The following is an 18,769-nucleotide window of genomic DNA, read 5'->3' on the forward strand; positions in this document are numbered from 1 at the left end:
TCCGTAGCTCAGCTGGATAGAGTACTCGGCTACGAACCGAGCGGTCGGAGGTTCGAATCCTCCCGGATGCACCATCTTTTCCTTCTTTGTTTATTCCTTCGACGTTCCGTCAGTAATCACACTCTCAGTCAGCGACAAAAATCACCATTTACGATAAAGTAATGCTTTGTTAATCGTTTAGCGAGAGCACGATGTACGCACAGTATGACGGTTTGATCTTCGATATGGACGGCACTCTCCTGGATACCGAACCCACGCATCGTCAAGCCTGGACTGACGTCCTGGGCCGCTACGGAATGCGTTTCGATCTTCAGGCGATGATTGCCCTCAACGGATCCCCCACCTGGCGTATTGCGCAGGCCGTGATTGAACTGAATCAGGCCGATCTCGACCCGCATCTGCTCGCGCGCGAAAAAACCGATGCGGTAAAAGCCATGCTTTTAGATACCGTGCGCCCTCTGCCGCTTATTGATGTGGTAAAAGAGTGGCACGGGCGCCGTCCGATGTCGGTAGGAACCGGGAGCGAAAGCGCGATTGCAGAAGCTTTGCTCAACCATCTTGGCCTGCGCCACTATTTTTCTGCCGTGGTCGCCGCCGATCATGTTAAACATCACAAGCCCGCACCGGACACCTTCCTGCTTTGCGCAGAATTAATGGGCGTCCCGGCGGCAAAATGTGTCGTGTTTGAAGACGCCGATTTCGGCATTCAGGCCGCGCGTGATGCCGGAATGGATGCGGTGGATGTGCGCTTACTGTGAGTGACGCGCTGTCACTTGCTTCATTATTCGCCAGCAGTTTTTTAAGCGCCACGCTGTTACCGGGAAATTCGGAAGTGGTGCTGGTGGCGATGCTGTTGTCCGGCGTGAGTCAGCCCTGGCTGCTTGTATTAATAGCAACAATGGGTAATAGCCTTGGAGGGCTGACTAACGTTATTCTTGGGCGTTTCTTTCCGCTGCGCGAAAAATCGCGCTGGCAGGAAAAGGCAGTCGGCTGGCTAAAACGCTATGGCGCTGCCACGCTGTTATTAAGCTGGATGCCTGTAATAGGCGATTTACTGTGTCTGCTGGCGGGATGGATGCGCATCTCCTGGGGACCGGTGCTCTTTTTTTTGTGCCTTGGCAAGGCGTTGCGCTATGTTCTCGTGGCGTGGGCAACACTACAGGGTATGACGTGGTGGCACTAATTGGTGGAATGAATACGCGACCTTCAATCGTCAACCATTACAATTATGCTGAGTAACATTACTTTGACAGGCGGGAGGTCAATTTGATCCCGGACGTATCTCAGGCGCTGGCCTGGCTGGAAAACCACCCTCAGGCATTGAAGGGTATTCAGCGTGGTCTTGAGCGTGAAACGCTGCGCGTTAACGCGGACGGTAGCTTAGCGACGACGGGTCACCCGAAGGCGTTAGGCTCGGCGCTGACACATAAATGGATCACAACCGATTTCGCTGAGGCACTGCTGGAGTTCATCACGCCAGTAGAGGGTGATATTGATCATATGCTGACGATCATGCGCGATATCCATCGCTACACCGCGCGCAACATGGGCGACGAACGTATGTGGCCCCTCAGCATGCCGTGCTATATCGAGCAGGGCCAGGAGATTGAGCTGGCGCAGTACGGCACGTCAAATATCGGCCGGCTGAAAACGCTCTATCGCGAAGGGCTGAAAAACCGGTACGGCGCGTTGATGCAGACGATCTCGGGCGTGCATTACAACTTCTCGCTGCCAATGGCGTTCTGGCAGGCGAAATGCGGTGAAACGGATAAAGACGCGATCTCTGAAGGCTACTTCCGCCTGATCCGCAACTATTACCGTTTCGGCTGGGTGATCCCGTATCTGTTTGGTGCCTCCCCGGCGATCTGTTCTTCGTTCCTGCAGGGGAAACCGACCACGCTGCCGTTCGAGAAGACCGAGTGCGGAATGTACTATCTCCCGTACGCCACCTCTCTGCGCCTGAGCGATCTCGGTTATACCAATAAATCGCAAAGCAATCTCGGTATTACGTTTAACGAATTGCACGAATATGTGGCAGGATTGAAGCGGGCGATCAAAACCCCGTCGGAAGAGTACGAGAAAATCGGCCTCGAAAAAGACGGCAAGCGCCTGCAAATCAACAGCAATGTGCTGCAGATTGAAAACGAGCTGTATGCGCCTATTCGTCCTAAGCGCGTAACGCGCAGCGGTGAAACCCCGTCGGATGCGCTGCAGCGCGGCGGGATCGAATACATTGAAGTGCGTTCGCTGGATATCAACCCGTTCTCACCGATTGGCGTTGATGAGCAGCAGATTCGCTTCCTGGATCTGTTTATGGTCTGGTGCGTGCTGGCGGATGCGCCGGAAATGAGTTCAGACGAACTGCTCTGCACCCGTACAAACTGGAATCGCGTGATTCTGGAAGGGCGTAAGCCGGGCCTGACGCTGGGTATCGGCTGCGAAACGGCACAGTTCCCGCTGACCAAAGTCGGCAAAGATCTGTTCCGCGATCTGAAGCGTGTTGCCCGCACAATGGACAGCATTGACGGCGGCGACGCGTATCAACAGATCTGCGACCAGCTGGTGGAATGTTTTGATAATCCGGAACTGACGTTCTCAGCGCGTATTCTGCGTTCTATGATCGATCGGGGCATTGGCGGCACCGGGCGTTCACTCTCAGCGGAGTACCGCGAGATGCTGATGCAGGAGCCGTTAGAAGTGCTGAGCGAAGCGGATTTTGTCGCGGAACGCGATGCGTCCGTGGTGCGTCAGAAAGAGGTTGAAGCGGCGGATACCGAGTCGTTTGAGGCGTTTCTGGCGAAGCAGGCTTAAGCAGAAAAGAAAAAGGCCACATCGCTGTGGCCAAAATATACATCTCTGAATTCAGGGATGATGATAACAAATGCGCGTCTTTCATATACTCAGACGTGCATTCTGTAGAAGAGTTCAGTTTATTTTAAAAAAAATCACTATCGGAGGTGACGTATGCCGTTATTAGATAGCTTTACTGTCGACCATACCCGTATGGAAGCACCTGCAGTACGCGTGGCGAAGACCATGCACACCCCGCACGGCGACACGATCACCGTCTTCGATCTGCGTTTCTGCGTGCCAAATAAAGAAGTGATGCCAGAGAAAGGCATTCATACCCTGGAACACCTGTTCGCCGGTTTCATGCGTGACCATCTGAACGGCAACGGCGTTGAGATCATCGACATCTCTCCGATGGGCTGCCGTACCGGTTTCTACATGAGCCTGATTGGCCAGCCAGAAGAGAAACGCGTCGCTGATGCGTGGAAAGCGGCGATGGAAGACGTGCTGAAGGTGAAAGAGCAGAACCAGATCCCTGAGCTGAACGTTTACCAGTGCGGTACTTACCAGATGCACTCTCTGGAAGAAGCGCAGGACATCGCGCGTCACATCATCGAGCGTGATGTTCGCGTGAACAGCAACGAAGAGCTGGCCCTGCCAAAAGAAAAACTGCAGGAACTGCACATCTAGTGCACCTTTTCCCTCTCCCTCCGGGAGAGGGTAGGGTGAGGGTGGTTTAACCCCATGACCACAACCTCAACATTCTCCTTTACCCATCGTCCCCTCGTTCCGTTTGCCCATGATTACGCTCATGGTGACAGCGAGCCGTGGCATGAGCACGACTGCGCGCAGCTGTTGCACACCCTGAGCGGCGTGGTACGGGTCGATACGGCTTCGGGCTGTTGGGTTGTTCCTCCCGGTCGCGGCGTCTGGCTACCAGCGGGGACCCGCCACTCGCTTCGCATCACCGGCAACGTGGCGGCGCGAACGCTGTTTATCGATCCGCTGGCGCGGGCCGATCTCCCGGCCACCTGTCAGATCGTGCAGATCGCGCCGCTGTTGCGCGAGCTGATCCTCGTCTCCCTTGCTTTACCTGAATCGTACTCGCCCGGCAGCCGGGATGAACGCGTCTATGAACTCATTCTCGATGAAATCCGCACCATGCCGGTGCTGCCGTTTCACCTGCCGGAGCCGGAAGGCGAGGCGTTACGTCACCTGTGTCTGCAAATCCGGCAAAACGCGGGGGAGAGCTGGAGCAGCGCGCAGGCCGCGAGCATGATGAACATGAGCGAACGCACCCTGAACCGCCATTTTCAGCAGCAGACGGGATTAAGCTACGGCGAGTGGTTGAGAAGGGCGCGCCTGCTGGAAGCCTTAGTGCGGCTGGCGCAGGGCCAGCCGGTACTACGCGTGGCGCTGGATCTGGGTTACGGCAGCCACAGCGCCTTTACGGCGATGTTCCGCCGGGTAATGGGCGTCTCACCCAGCGATTACTTTAAGAACGACTGACGGCGTTTAAAAGCGCCTGAAGCGACGCGCGCGCCACGTCGCTGTCGATGCCCACGCCCCAGCGGCTGCTCCCGTCCTGGAACAGGCAGCGGATGTAGGCCACCGAGCGGCTGTCGCTGCGTTCGCCTAACGTATGCTCGTGATAATCCTTAATCACGAACGGGGCGCTGATCCAGCGGCTTAAGCCTTGAGCGGCGGCGGAGAGCAGACCGTTACCCTGACCTTCCAGCTGACGCGATCCCCCCTGCGTAGCGATGCTTGCCGTCAAACGCAGCTGGCCGTCCTGCTGGCTGTCGCTGCGGTAGGATTGCAGCGCAAACTGCGGCGTGGCTACCAGCCCGTAGCGGGTGCGGAACAGCTGCCACAGCGCATTCTGCGTCATCTCTTTTCCGTGGCGATCGGTTTCCTGCTGCACGTGCTGGCTGAAATCCTGCTGCAGGGCGCGAGGTAATTTCAGACCATGATTCTGTTCGATGAGCCACGCGCTGCCGCTTTTCCCTGACTGGCTGTTGACGCGGATCACCGCTTCGTAGGTGCAGCCGATATCCTGCGGATCGACGGGCAGATACGGCATCTCCCAGCGATCGCCAGGCCTGCGGGCATCAAAGCCTTTTTTGATCGCATCCTGGTGCGAGCCGGAGAAGGCGGTATAGGCCAGCCGGCCTGCCCACGGGTGGCGCGGATGCACCGGCAGCTGGTTGCAGACTTCCACCACTTCCACGATCCGGTTCATATCGCTAAAGTCGAGATTCGGGCTGATGCCCTGGCTGTAGAGGTTCATCGCCAGCGTCACCAGGCAGACGTTGCCCGTGCGCTCGCCGTTACCAAACAGACAGCCCTCCACGCGGTCTGCCCCCGCCATCACGGCCAGCTCGGCGCTGGCGACGCCGGTACCGCGGTCGTTATGCGGATGTACGCTGATGCAGACATCCCGGCGGCGGCTGAAGTGGCGACAGAAATACTCGATCTGGTCGGCATAGACGTTCGGCGTGCTCACTTCGACGGTGGCCGGTAAGTTGATCACCATGGGCCGTTCGTCGCACGGCTGCCAGATCTCCGCCACGGCTTCACAAATCTCCAGCGCAAACTCCGGCTCGGTAAAGCAGAAGGTCTCCGGGGAATACTCATACTGCCAGCGGGTGTCCGGGTTCTCTTCACACAGCTGACGAATTAGCCGCGTGGATCGCGTCGCCAGCTCAACGATTTGCGCTTTTTCCATGCCGAACACCAGGCGGCGGAACAGCGGGGCGGTGGCGTTATACAGATGGACGGTGGCCTGTTTCGCACCGCGCAGGGATTCGAAAGTGCGATGGATGAGATCTTCCCGCGCCTGGGTTAATACCTGAATCGTGACGTCATCCGGGATGCGGTTCTCTTCAATCAGCTGGCGAACGAAGTTGAAGTCGGTCTGCGAGGCGGATGGGAAAGCCACCTCAATTTCTTTGAATCCGCAGCCCAGCAGCAGGTCCCAGAACTGCAGCTTGCGGGTGCTGTCCATCGGCTCGGCAAGGGCCTGGTTGCCGTCGCGCAGGTCGGTGGAGAGCCAGCGCGGCGCGCGGGTAATGCGTTGCTCCGGCCAGCGGCGGTCGGGCAGAAAAAGGGTTGGATAGGGTTGGTACTTGTCGGCGGGTGTGTTCAGCATGATGCGCTCCTGTTGTCTTTTCACTATCGTGAATTGATTTCAGGAGCGCTGCTTTATCGAAACTGTCAATCGCTGTCGCGTTCTGGACACGGTGCGGTTTTTTGCCGGATGGCGGCTACGCCTTATCCGGCCTACGTTCGTAGGCCCGGTAAGCGAAGCGCCACCGGGCAACTGTCACAGGACTAGTGCGCGCCACCGCCGCCGCTACCGGCGCCAAACGGTGGTTTAGCAAACCATACCAGCCCCAGCAGGACGATAAAGATCCCCGCCGATATCCAGAAAATCTCGTTGGCGGAGATAATCAGACCCTGATTGGTGATCTGCTGGGCAATCCAGCCGGACGCCTGCTGTTCCGTCATACCCATTCCCTGCAGCTGGTTGTACATCTGCTGAGAGTTCGGGTTGAACGGGTTCACCGCTTCGGTCAGCTGCGCATGGTGCATCGATTCACGGTTCGTCCACAGGGTGGTGGTGATCGACGTACCTATCGAGCCCGCCAGCGTTCGCGTAAAGTTCGACAGGCTCGATGCGGCCGCCATGCGCTCAGGCGGTAAACCGGAAAGCGTGATGGTGGTCAGTGGCATAAAGAAGCACGCCACGGCAAAGCCCTGAATAAACTGCGGCCACGCGGACGCGCCAAAGTCCATTCCCGGTTCGAACGTATACGCGCGCCAGTAGAAGCACACGGCGTACATGATAAAGCTGAACGTCACCAGCCGGCGCATGTCGAGCTTGTGGGCGAAGCGGCCAATAATCGGCGACAGCAGAACCGGAATCAATCCAACCGGCGCCGAGGCTAAACCTGCCCAGGTTGCGGTGTAGCCGTATACCTCCTGCAACAGCTGCGGCAGCAGTACAATCGCGCCGAAGTAGAGCATGTAGGCGAGGCTGATACACAGACAGCCTATGGTGAAGTTTCGCGACTTAAACAGCGACAGGTCGACTATCGGGTTATCGTCCGTCAGCTCCCAGACAATCAGGAAGCTCAGCGACACCACCGCGACAATCGTCAGGATGATGATCTCCCGGGAATTGAACCAGTCCAGCTCTTTGCCCTGGTCGAGCATGACCTGCAGGCTACCGATGCCGACAACCAGCAGTGCCAGACCAATGGCGTCGATACGCCGCTGTTCCGTCCGGGTTTCTCTGCCGCGCAGCGACTGGAGCGTCAGCATTACCACGAGGGCGCCAATCGGTACGTTGATGAAGAAGATCCAGCCCCAGTGATAGTTGTCGCTGATATAGCCGCCTAAGATAGGCCCGCAAATCGGCGCGACAATCACGGTCATTGACCACAGCGCCAGCGCAATCGAGCGTTTGGCTGGCGGGTAGTTGTTCAGCAGTAAGCTCTGCGACAGCGGGATCAGCGGCCCGGCGACAATCCCCTGAATGACGCGGAAGAAAATCAGCATCGTCAGGCTGCTGGACATGCCGCACGCCCAGGAGGCAAGAACGAACAATACCGTTGACCAGAGGAACAACTTCACTTCACCGACGCGCTTTGCCAGCCAGCCGGTAATCGGAATGGAGATGGCGTTTGCCACCCCAAACGAGGTAATGACCCAGGTCCCCTGGCTCAGCGACGAGCCAAGGTTACCGGCGATGGTCGGGATCGCCACGTTTGCGATGGTGGAGTCCAGCACCTGCATGAATGTCGCCAGCGACAGCGCGATGGTCATGATGACCAGCTGCGCGCCTTCCAGCGGTTTTTGCGGCTTTTGCTGTTGCATAACGCTCACCTTCGGATTAACCGGCGTTTGCCTTCACGATGTCATCGATCAGCTTGTTGACCGGATCGAGGCTAATTTCACGGGCGTTACTTTCATAAGCCGGGCTGCTGCGCACCTGGCTTGCCAGGATCTGACCGTCGCGGTTGGCGGTGTCGACCGTTACCAGCGTAGAGAGGCCGATACGCAGCGGGTGATCCGCCAGCTGTTTGGCATCCAGCTCAATACGCACGGGCAGACGCTGAACCACTTTGATCCAGTTACCGGTGGCGTTTTGCGCAGGCAACAGGGAGAAGGCGCTGCCGGTCCCCATGTCCAGACCAACCACTTTACCGGTGTACTTCACGTCATCGCCATAGATGTCGCTGACAACCGTCGCGGTCTGGCCGATACGCATATGGGCAAGCTGCGTCTCTTTAAAGTTGGCGTCTACCCACAGATTGTCTGCCGGCACGACCGCCATCAGCGGCGTGGTTGGGCTAATCTGCGCCCCTGGCTGGACGGAACGACGGGAGACATAGCCGGTCATCGGGCTGACGATTTTGGTACGCTGCAGGGCAAGCCACGCGTTGCGCACTTCGGTCGCCGCCTGCTGTACGGCAGGCTGGTTTTCCAGACTGGTGCCCAGCACCATCGCCTGGTTGGCGTTGTACTGTTGAATCGCCACATCCAGCTGTGCCTGAGCGCTGGCAACGGCATCGCGGGCGTGCTGCAACTCTTCACGGCCAATCAGGTTGGCGGTGCCGAGCGGTACGCGGCGGTTCAGGTCGCTCTGCGCCTGCGCCAGCGCCGTTTTCTGCACGTCGATGTTGGCCTGCAGCTGTTTGCTGTTGATCATCAGCTGGCGGGTCTGACGGACGCTGGAGGCCAGCGCGGTCTGTGCTTTTTCAAACGCCTGCTGGGCGTCGGTTGGATCGAGGGTCACCAACACATCGCCTTTTTGCACAAAGTCGGTATTGTCAGCCCAGACTTTCGTCACGCTGCCCGACACCTGCGCCATAATTTGTACCTGGTTCCCTGCCACGTACGCGTCGTCAGTCTCTTCAGCATGACGCAGTACTAAAAACCAATAGATCCCATATGCCACGGCAATAATGATAAAGAGCAAGGTCAACAGAAGAAGGGCGCTCTTACGTTTGCCTTTCTTGTTGGCCGGTTGCTGCGGGGTAGTGCTCTCCGCATTTGCGCTCATTGTTGTTCTCCACGATCTTCTTATTTTCACATCGGCTGAGCCGACCTGTTGTCAGAAAGGCCAGCACTGTGACGTGCTGGCCTGTCGGTTTTCTTATGAATCTGGAATGGTGAGCGTGTCGTCGCGTTAGCGCAGCGCCTCAAGAACGGCGCCGTCTTCATCCATCTGGTCCAGACGGGTGAGCAGCTTGCGAGTGATGTGCTCAAGCTGGTCGCGCTCGGCGGTGCTGAGGACAGACCAGAGTTTGTGCAGGCAATTGTGCTGAGGTGGCAGTACCTCGCGCAGGAACTGGTGACCTTTATCGGTCAGTTGCAGATGCAGGCAGCGGCGATCGTTGTCGCTTTCACGGCGCTCAATCCAGCCGCACTTTTCGAGTTCATCGGCAATACGGGTCGCATTGGTACGGGAGGAGCCCAGCGCGCAGCTCAGTTCGGAAGGCTGAATGCTGTGATTTTCCTGAGACTCCAGCGTAATCAACGCCATAAACAACGTCTCGTTAATCCCTTGAGCTTTCAGCATTTTATTACGGTTTTCCAGTAGCTTACCCTGCATGTGCATGCACAGGCGAGTCAGCAGGATTTCCTGATACGGGAAGTCCTCATGGCGACTGGCGCGGAATTTAAGCATTTGTTCAATGGGCGTAAACGAACTATCCATTTGGGCATAACCTCATTAATTACAGCCGATATAGTAACGATAGTGACAAATAATGTAAATGAATTATTTGTGCGGTTATATCCGCCAAACTTATGTCACCATCAGAAAGCGCCGGGTAAGTCCGTGACCCGGTGAGCACAGAAAGCGTTGGGTGTGAACCCGCTGAAGAGAGGATGTGAGGACGGGGGTCTGAACTATTCATGCCGATTGTAAATATGTCACCCACATTAAAATTTCTGGGATAAATGATTACGTTTACATTAACAGAGTGAAGGGCCTCTTAACACCCTAAGAGGCCAACTCAATGTAAATGTTAGTTAATTGCATCCTGACGGTGATAACCGCGCCACCATACTAGCAGGTTGAGAGTGGCGACGATGGCCCCGATCGCGCATACCCCCGACCAGCCCGCATGCTGCCACGCCGACGCTGAAATAAGCGAACCCGCTGCGCCGCCGATGAAGTAGCTGGTCATGTATCCGGCCGTCAGGCGGTTACGCGCCTCTGGCTTCACGCGATAGATGACGGTCTGATTGGTGATGTGAACGCCCTGAACGGTGAGATCGAGCACCAGGATACCGACGATCAGCGCCAGCACCGAGATGTGTCCGTACCAGATCGCCGCCCAGGAGAGCAGAAGTAAAACCAGCCCTGCTGAGGTGGTCAGGTGGGATTTGCCCTTGTCGGCCAGCCCGCCAGCGGGGCGTGCGCCCAGCGCGCCTGCGGCACCGGCCAGGCCGAACAGGCCAATCACCCCTTCGGAATAATTGAACGGCGGCGCGGCCAGCAGAAACGCCATTGACGTCCAGAGAATGCTGAAGTTAGCGAAGGTGAAACAGCCCAGCAGGGCGCGGGTGCGCAGAAGCTTGTCCTGCGTAAACAGGCTGAAAACGGAGGCCAGCAGCTGAGGATAGTTCAGGTGGTTTTCCTGCTTCACTTTTGGCAGCCCGCGCCACAGCGCCAGCGCCATGACGACCATCAGCACGCTCGCCACCCAGTATACGGTGCGCCAGCCGCCGAGGCTTGCCAGCAGCCCGGCAACGGTACGCGCCAGCAAAATCCCCAGCAGCAGGCCGCTCATGATGGTGCCCACCACCTTGCCGCGTTTTTCCGGAGAGGCGAGGGTCGCGGCGAGCGGGACCAGGATTTGCGCCACCACGGAGAACAGCCCGGTAAGCGCGGTTCCGACGATCATCATCGTCAGCGACTGGCTGCTGGCGGTGATCAGCATCCCACCGGCGGCCAGCAGGGTCATGGAGACGATCAGCATTCGGCGTTCAAACATATCGCCGAGCGGCACCAGGAACAGCAGCCCGGCGGCATAGCCCAGCTGTGCAGCGGTAACGATAAAGCCTGCAGAGCTGGCGGAGAGATTGAACGCGCGTGCGATGGTGTCGAGAAGGGGTTGTGCGTAATAGTTGCTGGCGACCGCCAGACCCGTTGCCACGGACATTAAAAGGATGAGTGCGGGGCTAAGCCCTTGAGTTGTTTTTGTCATTAGTTTCAGGAATCGTTAGTTGAGTGATTATTTTTCCGGAAACCATAATAGCTAATGATTGTGAAAGTTGGGGGATTGTTGGGTGATGTATTGTGCGGTTTAGGGGGATTGTGCGGTTTGATCCCCTCACCCCGGCCCTCTCCCAAGGGGAGAGGGAGGTCATCGTCCCCTCTCCCTCTGGGAGAGGGTTAGGGTGAGGGGTAGGGTTTTGTTTTTACTTCTGCGCTTCAAGCGCCTCTTTCACCCAGCCGTCAAACTGCTGCTGGTGGGCTTTGATCCAGCCGTCAACGTGGCCTTTCACATCCGCTTCAGACGATTTGCCTGCATGCATCATTGCGTTCTGGGCATTGATGTCCGCCAGCGGCAGCTTCATTACCGAGAACAGCTTCGCCGCCGCCGGGTTTTTCTCCGCCCAGGCTTTGTTGGCCACGATATGCATGGTGTTCACCGGGAAGCCGTAGTTCATGCCGTTCGGCAGTTTTGTGTCGATATCCTTCTGCTCGCCCGGCAGGGAGGAGAACGGCACCTGCAGCCACACCACGTCTTTGCCCGGCTTCAGCACGTCGCTTACCCAGTACGGCGTCCAGGTGTAGTAGATCACCGGTTTCCCCTCTTTGAAGCGGGCAATGGTGTCGGCCATCATCGCGGAGTAGTTGCCGTGGCTTACGTCGACCGTTTTCGCCAGATCGAAAGCTTTGTTCTGGTGGTTAATTACCGCTTCACAGCCCCACCCCGGCGAGCAGCCCATCATGTCGGCCTTGCCGTCACCGTTGGTGTCGAACAGTTTGGCGATCTTCGGATCTTTCAGCTGTTCAATATTGGTGATGTGGTACTGGTCCGCAGTTTTCTTGTCAATCAGATACCCCTGCGCCGCACCCGTCACGAAGGTCCCCTCGCGATAGAATTTCTTGTCGCCACCGGCGGCGGCATACATGTCGTCGTGCAGCGGCTGCCAGTTGACGGCGGTAAAGGTGGCGTCACCGGAGGCAATCGAGGTGTAGCCCACGTTGTAATCTACTTCGCTCGGCGTGTTAACCGTGTAGCCCAGCTTCTCCAGCGCGCGGCTGACGATCAGGGTCTGGAAGCTCTCTTCCGAAATGGTGCTCTGCACCGGCTGTACGGTAATGCCTTTGCCAGGCAGGTCAGCCGCAAACGCGCTGGTGGAGACAAGGGTGGCAAACGCTGTGGCAAAAAGTACGTTATGTCGCATCGTTGTTCCTTATTTTGATTTCGTGAAAGGGCGGGTGAGTAACCCGACAGGGCCGGTGGTATACCAGCGACGGTTGCCGCGACTGCGTGAATCACGACCGACGGCCTGGGTCAGGCGGTCAAGGATAATGGCGAGGATCACAATGCCGACGCCGCCGACGGTGGCCAGCCCCATATCGAGACGGCCAATGCCGCGCAGCACCATCTGACCCAGACCGCCAACGGCGATCATCGAGGCGATCACCACCATCGACAGGGCCAGCATCAGCGTCTGGTTAACGCCCGCCATGATGGTCGGCATCGCCAGCGGGAGCTGAACCTTAAACAGCATCTGGCGCGGGCTGGCGCCGAACGAGCGTGACGCTTCGATCAGGTCCGCAGGTACCTGGTTAATCCCCAGAATGGTCAGACGAATAATCGGCGGCAGGGCGAAGATAATGGTCACTACCACCCCCGGCACGTTGCCGATGCCGAACAGCATCACGATAGGCACCAGATAGACGAACGCCGGGGTAGTCTGCATCGCATCCAGCAGCGGGCGAATTATCTTCGCTGCCCGCGGGCTGCGCGCCAGCCAGATCCCCATCGGCAGGCCGATGACAATGCAAAAGAGCAGGGCGGTCAGCACCAGCGCCAGGGTGATCATCGCCTGCGACCACGCGCCAATCGCGCCGATAGCGATCAGAGAGATCAGCGTGGCGACCCCCATGCCCGCGCTACCGAACTGCCAGGCGATCAGGGAGAACAGGATAATCGCCACCGGCGCCGGCATGCCCAGCATCAGCTGCTGGAAGCCGTTCAGGATGTAATCCACCGGGACGCGGATCCCCTGGAAGACCGGACGGAAGTGCGTGACCACCCAGTCGATCCCCTCTGTGACCCAGCTGTCCAGCGGGATCAGCGTTTTATGGAACGGATCCATGATGTTGAAGTGTTCTGGCGCAGGCGCGGGTGCGCTGTTGAGCCAGTCTGCCGCGCCGCCGCCATCGGTCGGCGCTGGCGTGGAACCCCACGCGTCGGCGGATTGCGCAGCGCTGTCCGCTGCCTCAGTGGCGCCCCACGGGTTAGATTGATCTGTCATTGTTTGCCCCCTCGCGATCTAAAGCCTGCAGCAGCATCCTTTTTGAGATGATGCCGACGTACTGTTGTTCCTCACCCACGACCGGCACGGCGCACGGCGCCTGGCCCACGTGAGAGAGCAACTCGCTGAGCGGCGTTTCGGCGTCCACGGCAAGCGGAGCGTCAATTAACGCCGCATCGATTCCCTGGTTCTCAGTGAGAGCCGTTTTCAGGGAGTCGATGGAGACAATGCCAACAAATTTATTGCCGCGTTCAACCAGATAACCGTATTCACGGTCTTCATCCTGCAGCAGCTTCAGCGCCGAGCGCGGGCCGAAGCCTGGCGTTTTACGGATAATGCCGTTTGGCGTTCGGCGGGCAATATCTTTGGCGCTAAAGACCTGGCTAATATCCACGCCGCGGAAGAAGGTGCGGACATAATCGTTCGCCGGATTATTGAGAATTTCATCCGGCGTGCCGACCTGCACCACTTCACCGTTTTGCATAATGGCAATGCGGTCGCCAATACGCATGGCTTCATCCAGATCGTGGGAAATAAAGACAATCGTTCGCTGATGTTTAGCCTGTAATTTTACCAGCTCATCCTGCATCTCGGTGCGAATTAACGGATCGAGGGCGGAGAAGGCTTCATCCATTAATAATATGTCTGGATTAATGGCTAATGCACGGGCTAATCCCACGCGCTGACGCATACCGCCGGAAAGTTCATCCGGGTACGCATGCGCATAATTTTCCAGCCCGACCTGACGCAGTGCATCAAGGGCTTTTTCCTGACGTTCCTGAGCCGGCGTGCCGGCTAATTCCATGCCGAAAGCGGTATTATCCAGCACCGTCATGTGCGGCATCAGCGCGAACGACTGGAACACCATTGCGATCTTCTTTCTGCGCACCTCGCGAAGCTCTGCGTCTGATATTCTGGCGATATCCACGCCGTCAATCAGCACCTGCCCGCGGGTGGGTTCAATCAGGCGATTGAGAAGGCGAACCATAGTGGATTTACCCGAACCGGATAATCCCATGATGACAAAAATCTCGCCTTCTTCAATGGCCAGACTGGCGTCTTTAACGCCAAGCGATAGCCCGGTTTTTTCCAGAATTTGCTCTTTCGTTAGGCCTTTCTCAATATATTTGAATGCGCGCTGCGGGTGCTCGCCAAATACTTTATAAAGATTTTTCACTTCTAATTTAATTGCCATGCAATAGAGAGTGTCCTGTTATTTGTTTATGCCGATATGATTACCATGGTAAATTGTTAACGGGCATAACCCTAACATACTGAGAATCTGAGACAACCCTGAGTCGGGCTAAGGGCGGAATTTTGAAGTAAGCGAAACGGCTGAATTTCCCATGAATAAAGGGCTGAGGGCGGTTTGAATTTTTCTCAATTTTTTGCTGCTGCGTCGGGAAATTTCGCCTGAACCGGAATGATTCAGGCGAATATGACGTGGAAATTACAGTGTAGTTGTTTTGTAAATATTAGAGTGGAAATTGTTGGGTTTATATTAAATTAACGAACGTTAGCGTTCATTAAAAATCCCAGTCTTCATCCTCGGTTTCCACCGCTTTGCCCATCACATACGATGAGCCCGATCCCGAGAAGAAATCGTGGTTTTCGTCGGCATTGGGCGACAGCGCGGCCAGAATCGCCGGGTTCACCTCCGCCATCTCCGGCGGGAAAAGCGCGTCGTAGCCCAGGTTCATCAGCGCCTTGTTGGCGTTGTAGCAGAGGAAGGCCTTCACATCGTCCTCCCAGCCGGTGCCGGCGTAGAGTTCCTCCGTATAGCTCAGCTCGTTGTCGTACAGATCCATCAGCAAATCGAGCGCAAAGCCTTTAAGCTCCTCGCGCTTCGCCTCGCTGATTTTCTCCAGCCCTTTCTGATACTTATAGCCAATGTAATACCCGTGCACCGCTTCATCGCGAATGATGAGCCGAATCAAATCGGCGGTGTTGGTGAGCTTGCCCCGGCTCGACCAGTACATGGGCAGCCAGAAGCCGGAATAGAAGAGAAAAGATTCCAGGAACACGCTGGCGATCTTCTTCTTCAGCGGCTCGTCGGCGCGGTAATATTCCAGAACCAGCTCCGCCTTTCTCTGTAGTGACTCGCTCTCTTCACTCCAGGCGTAGGCCGCGTCCACGTCTTTGGTCTGGCACAGGGTCGAGAAAATAGAGCTGTAGGAGCGGGCATGCACCGCCTCCATAAAGCTGATGTTCGACATCACCGCCTCTTCGTGCGGCGTCAGCGCGTCGCTCATCAGAGCCGGTGCACCGACGGTATTCTGAATGGTGTCCAGCAGCGTCAGGCCAGTAAAGACGCGGATCGTCAGCTGCTGTTCGGCGTGGCCGAGCGTTTGCCAGGCCGGAATATCGTTGGAGAGCGGAACCTTTTCCGGCAGCCAGAAGTTGCTGGTCAGGCGGTTCCATACCTCCAGGTCTTTATCGTCCTGGATTTTGTTCCAGTTAACGGCACTCACGCGTGACAGTTTCATCCTTTCTCCTTACAGCGCGCAGGACACGCAGCCTTCGATTTCGGTGCCTTCCAGCGCAAGCTGGCGCAGGCGAATGTAGTAGAGCGTTTTGATGCCTTTCTTCCAGGCGTAGATTTGCGCTCTGTTGATATCCCGCGTGGTGGCGGTGTCCGGGAAGAACAGCGTCAGCGACAGCCCCTGATCCACATGTTTTGTCGCCTCCGCGTAGGTATCGATGATTTTCTCCGGGCCGATCTCATACGCGTCCTGATACAGCGCCAGGTTCTCATTGGTCATAAACGGGGCAGGGTAGTAAACGCGCCCGGTTTTGCCTTCCTTACGAATTTCAATTTTCGACACGATCGGGTGAATGCTCGACGTGGCGTGGTTGATGTAGGAAATCGATCCGGTCGGCGGGACGGCCTGTAGGTTCTGGTTATAAATGCCGTAGCGCATCACCTCGTCTCGCAGCTGCTGCCACATCTCGCGCGTCGGCAGGTTAATCCCCGCGCGGGCAAACAGTTCGCGCACTTTTTCGGTTTTCGGCTGCCAGTCGCCTTCCAGATACTGGCTGAAATATTCCCCGCTGGCGTAGCGGGACTGCTCAAAGCCCGCGAACCGCTGGTTGCGCTCGCGCGCCAGCATCATCGAGGTGTGCAGCGCGTGCCAGGTAATGGTGTAGAAATAGAGGTTGGTGAAATCCAGCCCTTCCGGGCTGCCGTAGGCGATGCCTTCCCGCGCCAGATAGCCGTGCAGGTTCATCTGCCCCAGCCCGATGGCGTGCGATGCGGCGTTGCCCGCTTCAATAGACGGCACGCTGCGGATGTGGCTCATGTCCGATACCGCCGTCAGCCCGCGAATGGCGGTCTCCACCGTGCGGCCAAAGTCGGGGGAATCCATGGTGTGGGCAATATTCAGCGACCCGAGGTTGCAGGAGATATCCTTGCCGATGTCCGCGTAGTCCAGGTTCTCGTCGTAGGCTGACGCGCTGTTGACCTGCAAAATCTCCGAGCACAGGTTGCTCATGTTGATACGCCCGGCAATCGGGTTCGCGCGGTTCACCGTATCCTCATACATGATGTACGGATAGCCGGACTCAAACTGGATCTCCGCCAGCCGCTGGAAGAAATCGCGGGCGTTGATGTTTTTTTTGCGAATGCGATCGTCGGCCACCAGTTCGTCATAAAGTTCGCTGATGGCCACGTCGCCAAACGCTTTGCCGTAAATACGCTCGATGTCGTATGGCGAGAAGAGCGCCATCTCGGCATTATCCTTAGCCAGCTTAAAGGCGATATCCGGGATCACCACGCCGAGCGACAGGGTTTTGATGCGAATTTTTTCGTCGGCGTTTTCGCGTTTGGTATCAAGAAAACGCAGAATGTCCGGATGATGCGCATGCAGGTAAACCGCGCCCGCGCCCTGACGCGCGCCAAGCTGGTTGGCATAGGAGAAGGCATCTTCCAGCATCTTCATCACCGGGATCACGCCGGAGGACTGGTTTTCGATGCGCTTGATCGGCGCGCCCGCTTCACGCAGGTTCGAGAGCAGAAACGCCACGCCGCCGCCGCGTTTGGAAAGCTGCAGCGCCGAGTTCACCGCGCGGCCAATCGACTCCATATTGTCTTCGATACGCAGCAGGAAGCAGGAGACCAGCTCGCCGCGCTGGGCTTTGCCGCAGTTGAGGAAGGTCGGCGTGGCGGGCTGGAAGCGTCCGGAGAGGATCTCGTCGGCGAGCTGTTCCGCCAGCGCTTCATCACCCTGCGCCAGGGTTAGCGCCACCATCGCCACGCGATCTTCAAAGCTCTCTAAGTAGCGCTTGCCGTCAAAGGTCTTCAGGGTGTAGCTGGTGTAGTACTTCCACGCGCCGAGGAAGGTCTGGAAACGAAAGCCGCTGGCGTGGGCGCGCTCAAACAGCTTCACCACAAAGTCGCGGTCGTAGCGGGTGAGCACGCGCGCGTCGTAGTAGCCCTCGTTAACCAGATAGTCGAGACGTTCATTCTGGCTCGCAAACGTCACGCTGTTGGGCCGCACGTGGGCGGCAAAAAAGGCGTCCACCGCCTCACGATCTTTATCGAACTGAATGCGCCCCTCCCGATCGTAGAGGTTAAGCATGGCGTTTAATGCGTGGTAATCCGGTGTCGCCTGAATCACCCGTTCTGCGGTTGTCGTTGCCAAAATTCGTTCACTCCTTTACGCACGTTTTCGACGTCCTGCTGTGTCCCCATCAGCTCAAAACGATAGAGATACGGCACGCCGCATTTTTGAGAAATGACATCCCCGGCGCGGCCAAAGGCATCGCCGAAATTGCGATTCCCCGCCGCGATCACGCCGCGGATTAGCCCGCGGTTATGAGGATCGTTCAGAAAGCGGATCACCTGGCGAGGCACGGCTCCTGCCGTACCGCCGCCACCATAGCTGGGCACCACCAGTATGTAAGGTTCCTCTACCCGTATCCGCTCCCGCTCGTTCAGCGGAATGCGCACCGCAGGCAGCCCGACGCGCTCAATAAAGCGGAGCGTGTTTTCCGAGCTGCTGGAGAAGAAAACCAGCCCACTCATACCCGGGTGGCCTGAGCGCTCAGGCGGTTAATCATGTCCGGGCGGAAGCCAGACCAGCTTGTTTCCCCGGCGACCACCACTGGAAGCTGACGAAAACCCTGCTTGCGCAGGGTATCTGCGGCCTCGGGGACCTGGTCAACATTCACCATTTCAAACGCCACGCCACGGCTTTCCATTGCCCGTTTGGTCGCGTGGCACTGAACACAATCGTTACGAGTGTAAATAATAATGCTCATGATTCGTATTTCCATTTAAAATGAGGGTACGGCGCGAATCATCGCGTCGGGTTGTGTGTATCTTGCTAAAGGAATACTAGATGTAGATGTCTTAAGTTTCAACCATACAAGATATGGGAAATTTAGATTGATATCGCCCCTGTGATGAGCACAGCGGGGCAGGGCAGGCTGTACGGGTTTTTCAGGCTAACGGGCATAAAAATGC

Annotated in this window: 17 protein-coding genes; 5 read left to right on the top strand and 12 right to left on the bottom strand. The window is 57.1% G+C overall.

The annotated features are described in order from the left end of the window. The first annotated feature begins 191 nt into the window (after positions 1 to 191). The 5 genes from yqaB to QMN93_RS11910 all read left to right on the top strand — a co-directional run bounded on the left by yqaB (position 192) and on the right by QMN93_RS11910 (position 4,299). Entirely contained in the window at positions 192 to 758 is a 567-nt protein-coding gene (gene yqaB / locus QMN93_RS11890) for a fructose-1-phosphate/6-phosphogluconate phosphatase (protein WP_032648006.1), read from the top strand. After that, a complete protein-coding gene (locus tag QMN93_RS11895) occupies positions 755 to 1,183 on the top strand; it encodes a YqaA family protein (protein WP_008499541.1) in 429 nt (142 codons plus the stop codon). The genes yqaB and QMN93_RS11895 overlap by 4 nt, the downstream gene beginning before the upstream one ends. 83 nt (positions 1,184 to 1,266) lie before the next feature. Continuing rightward, positions 1,267 to 2,811, top strand: a complete 1,545-nt coding sequence (gene gshA / locus QMN93_RS11900; RefSeq protein ID WP_069303220.1) for a glutamate--cysteine ligase — start codon at positions 1,267 to 1,269, stop codon at positions 2,809 to 2,811. Between the two features lie 153 nt (positions 2,812 to 2,964). Then, positions 2,965 to 3,480, top strand: coding sequence for an S-ribosylhomocysteine lyase (luxS, locus tag QMN93_RS11905; RefSeq protein WP_014884972.1), 516 nt, complete (start codon positions 2,965 to 2,967; stop codon positions 3,478 to 3,480). 54 nt (positions 3,481 to 3,534) lie between these two features. Beyond that, positions 3,535 to 4,299, top strand: a complete 765-nt coding sequence (locus QMN93_RS11910) for a helix-turn-helix domain-containing protein (RefSeq protein WP_033146363.1) — start codon at positions 3,535 to 3,537, stop codon at positions 4,297 to 4,299. Here the strand turns inward: QMN93_RS11910 and leuA are convergent. From leuA to nrdH, 12 genes are all read right to left on the bottom strand, one after another. Then, positions 4,286 to 5,941, bottom strand: a complete 1,656-nt coding sequence (leuA, locus tag QMN93_RS11915) for a 2-isopropylmalate synthase (RefSeq protein ID WP_182382612.1) — start codon at positions 5,939 to 5,941, stop codon at positions 4,286 to 4,288. The genes QMN93_RS11910 and leuA overlap by 14 nt on opposite strands. Positions 5,942 to 6,123: 182 nt before the next feature. Further along, positions 6,124 to 7,671, bottom strand: coding sequence for a multidrug efflux MFS transporter permease subunit EmrB (gene emrB / locus QMN93_RS11920; RefSeq protein WP_032660391.1), 1,548 nt, complete (start codon positions 7,669 to 7,671; stop codon positions 6,124 to 6,126). Positions 7,672 to 7,687: 16 nt separating this feature from the next. Continuing rightward, positions 7,688 to 8,860, bottom strand: coding sequence for a multidrug efflux MFS transporter periplasmic adaptor subunit EmrA (emrA, locus tag QMN93_RS11925; protein ID WP_045909303.1), 1,173 nt, complete (start codon positions 8,858 to 8,860; stop codon positions 7,688 to 7,690). 126 nt (positions 8,861 to 8,986) lie between these two features. Next, positions 8,987 to 9,517, bottom strand: a complete 531-nt coding sequence (gene mprA / locus QMN93_RS11930) for a transcriptional repressor MprA (RefSeq protein ID WP_323619698.1) — start codon at positions 9,515 to 9,517, stop codon at positions 8,987 to 8,989. Positions 9,518 to 9,830: 313 nt separating this feature from the next. Then, the gene (locus QMN93_RS11935; protein ID WP_045889178.1) at positions 9,831 to 11,015 is read right to left on the bottom strand and encodes an MFS transporter; all 1,185 of its coding nucleotides are present in this window, start codon (positions 11,013 to 11,015) and stop codon (positions 9,831 to 9,833) included. A 214-nt stretch (positions 11,016 to 11,229) separates the two neighbouring features. Further along, the gene (gene proX, locus QMN93_RS11940) at positions 11,230 to 12,225 is read right to left on the bottom strand and encodes a glycine betaine/L-proline ABC transporter substrate-binding protein ProX (protein WP_045404718.1); all 996 of its coding nucleotides are present in this window, start codon (positions 12,223 to 12,225) and stop codon (positions 11,230 to 11,232) included. A 9-nt stretch (positions 12,226 to 12,234) separates the two neighbouring features. Next, positions 12,235 to 13,305 (bottom strand): glycine betaine/L-proline ABC transporter permease ProW, encoded by a 1,071-nt coding sequence (gene proW, locus QMN93_RS11945; RefSeq protein ID WP_193139859.1) that lies wholly within the window; start codon positions 13,303 to 13,305, stop codon positions 12,235 to 12,237. After that, positions 13,289 to 14,500: a glycine betaine/L-proline ABC transporter ATP-binding protein ProV gene (gene proV, locus QMN93_RS11950; RefSeq protein ID WP_032660399.1), complete on the bottom strand. Its 1,212-nt coding sequence runs from the start codon at positions 14,498 to 14,500 to the stop codon at positions 13,289 to 13,291. The genes proW and proV overlap by 17 nt, the downstream gene beginning before the upstream one ends. 331 nt (positions 14,501 to 14,831) lie before the next feature. Continuing rightward, complete coding sequence (gene nrdF / locus QMN93_RS11955) at positions 14,832 to 15,791, bottom strand: class 1b ribonucleoside-diphosphate reductase subunit beta (protein ID WP_048979798.1); 960 nt, start codon at positions 15,789 to 15,791, stop codon at positions 14,832 to 14,834. 9 nt (positions 15,792 to 15,800) lie between these two features. Beyond that, entirely contained in the window at positions 15,801 to 17,945 is a 2,145-nt protein-coding gene (gene nrdE / locus QMN93_RS11960) for a class 1b ribonucleoside-diphosphate reductase subunit alpha (RefSeq protein ID WP_193139857.1), read from the bottom strand. Continuing rightward, complete coding sequence (gene nrdI / locus QMN93_RS11965) at positions 17,918 to 18,328, bottom strand: class Ib ribonucleoside-diphosphate reductase assembly flavoprotein NrdI (protein ID WP_021241965.1); 411 nt, start codon at positions 18,326 to 18,328, stop codon at positions 17,918 to 17,920. The genes nrdE and nrdI overlap by 28 nt, the downstream gene beginning before the upstream one ends. Continuing rightward, a complete protein-coding gene (gene nrdH / locus QMN93_RS11970) occupies positions 18,325 to 18,564 on the bottom strand; it encodes a glutaredoxin-like protein NrdH (RefSeq protein ID WP_033146356.1) in 240 nt (79 codons plus the stop codon). Before nrdH ends, nrdI begins: the two co-directional genes overlap by 4 nt. Positions 18,565 to 18,769: the final 205 nt, after the last annotated feature.

This window comes from Enterobacter sp. R-1.6.2, from assembly GCF_035064085.1.
GTDB classification, from domain to species: Bacteria; Pseudomonadota; Gammaproteobacteria; order Enterobacterales; family Enterobacteriaceae; genus Enterobacter; species Enterobacter asburiae_B.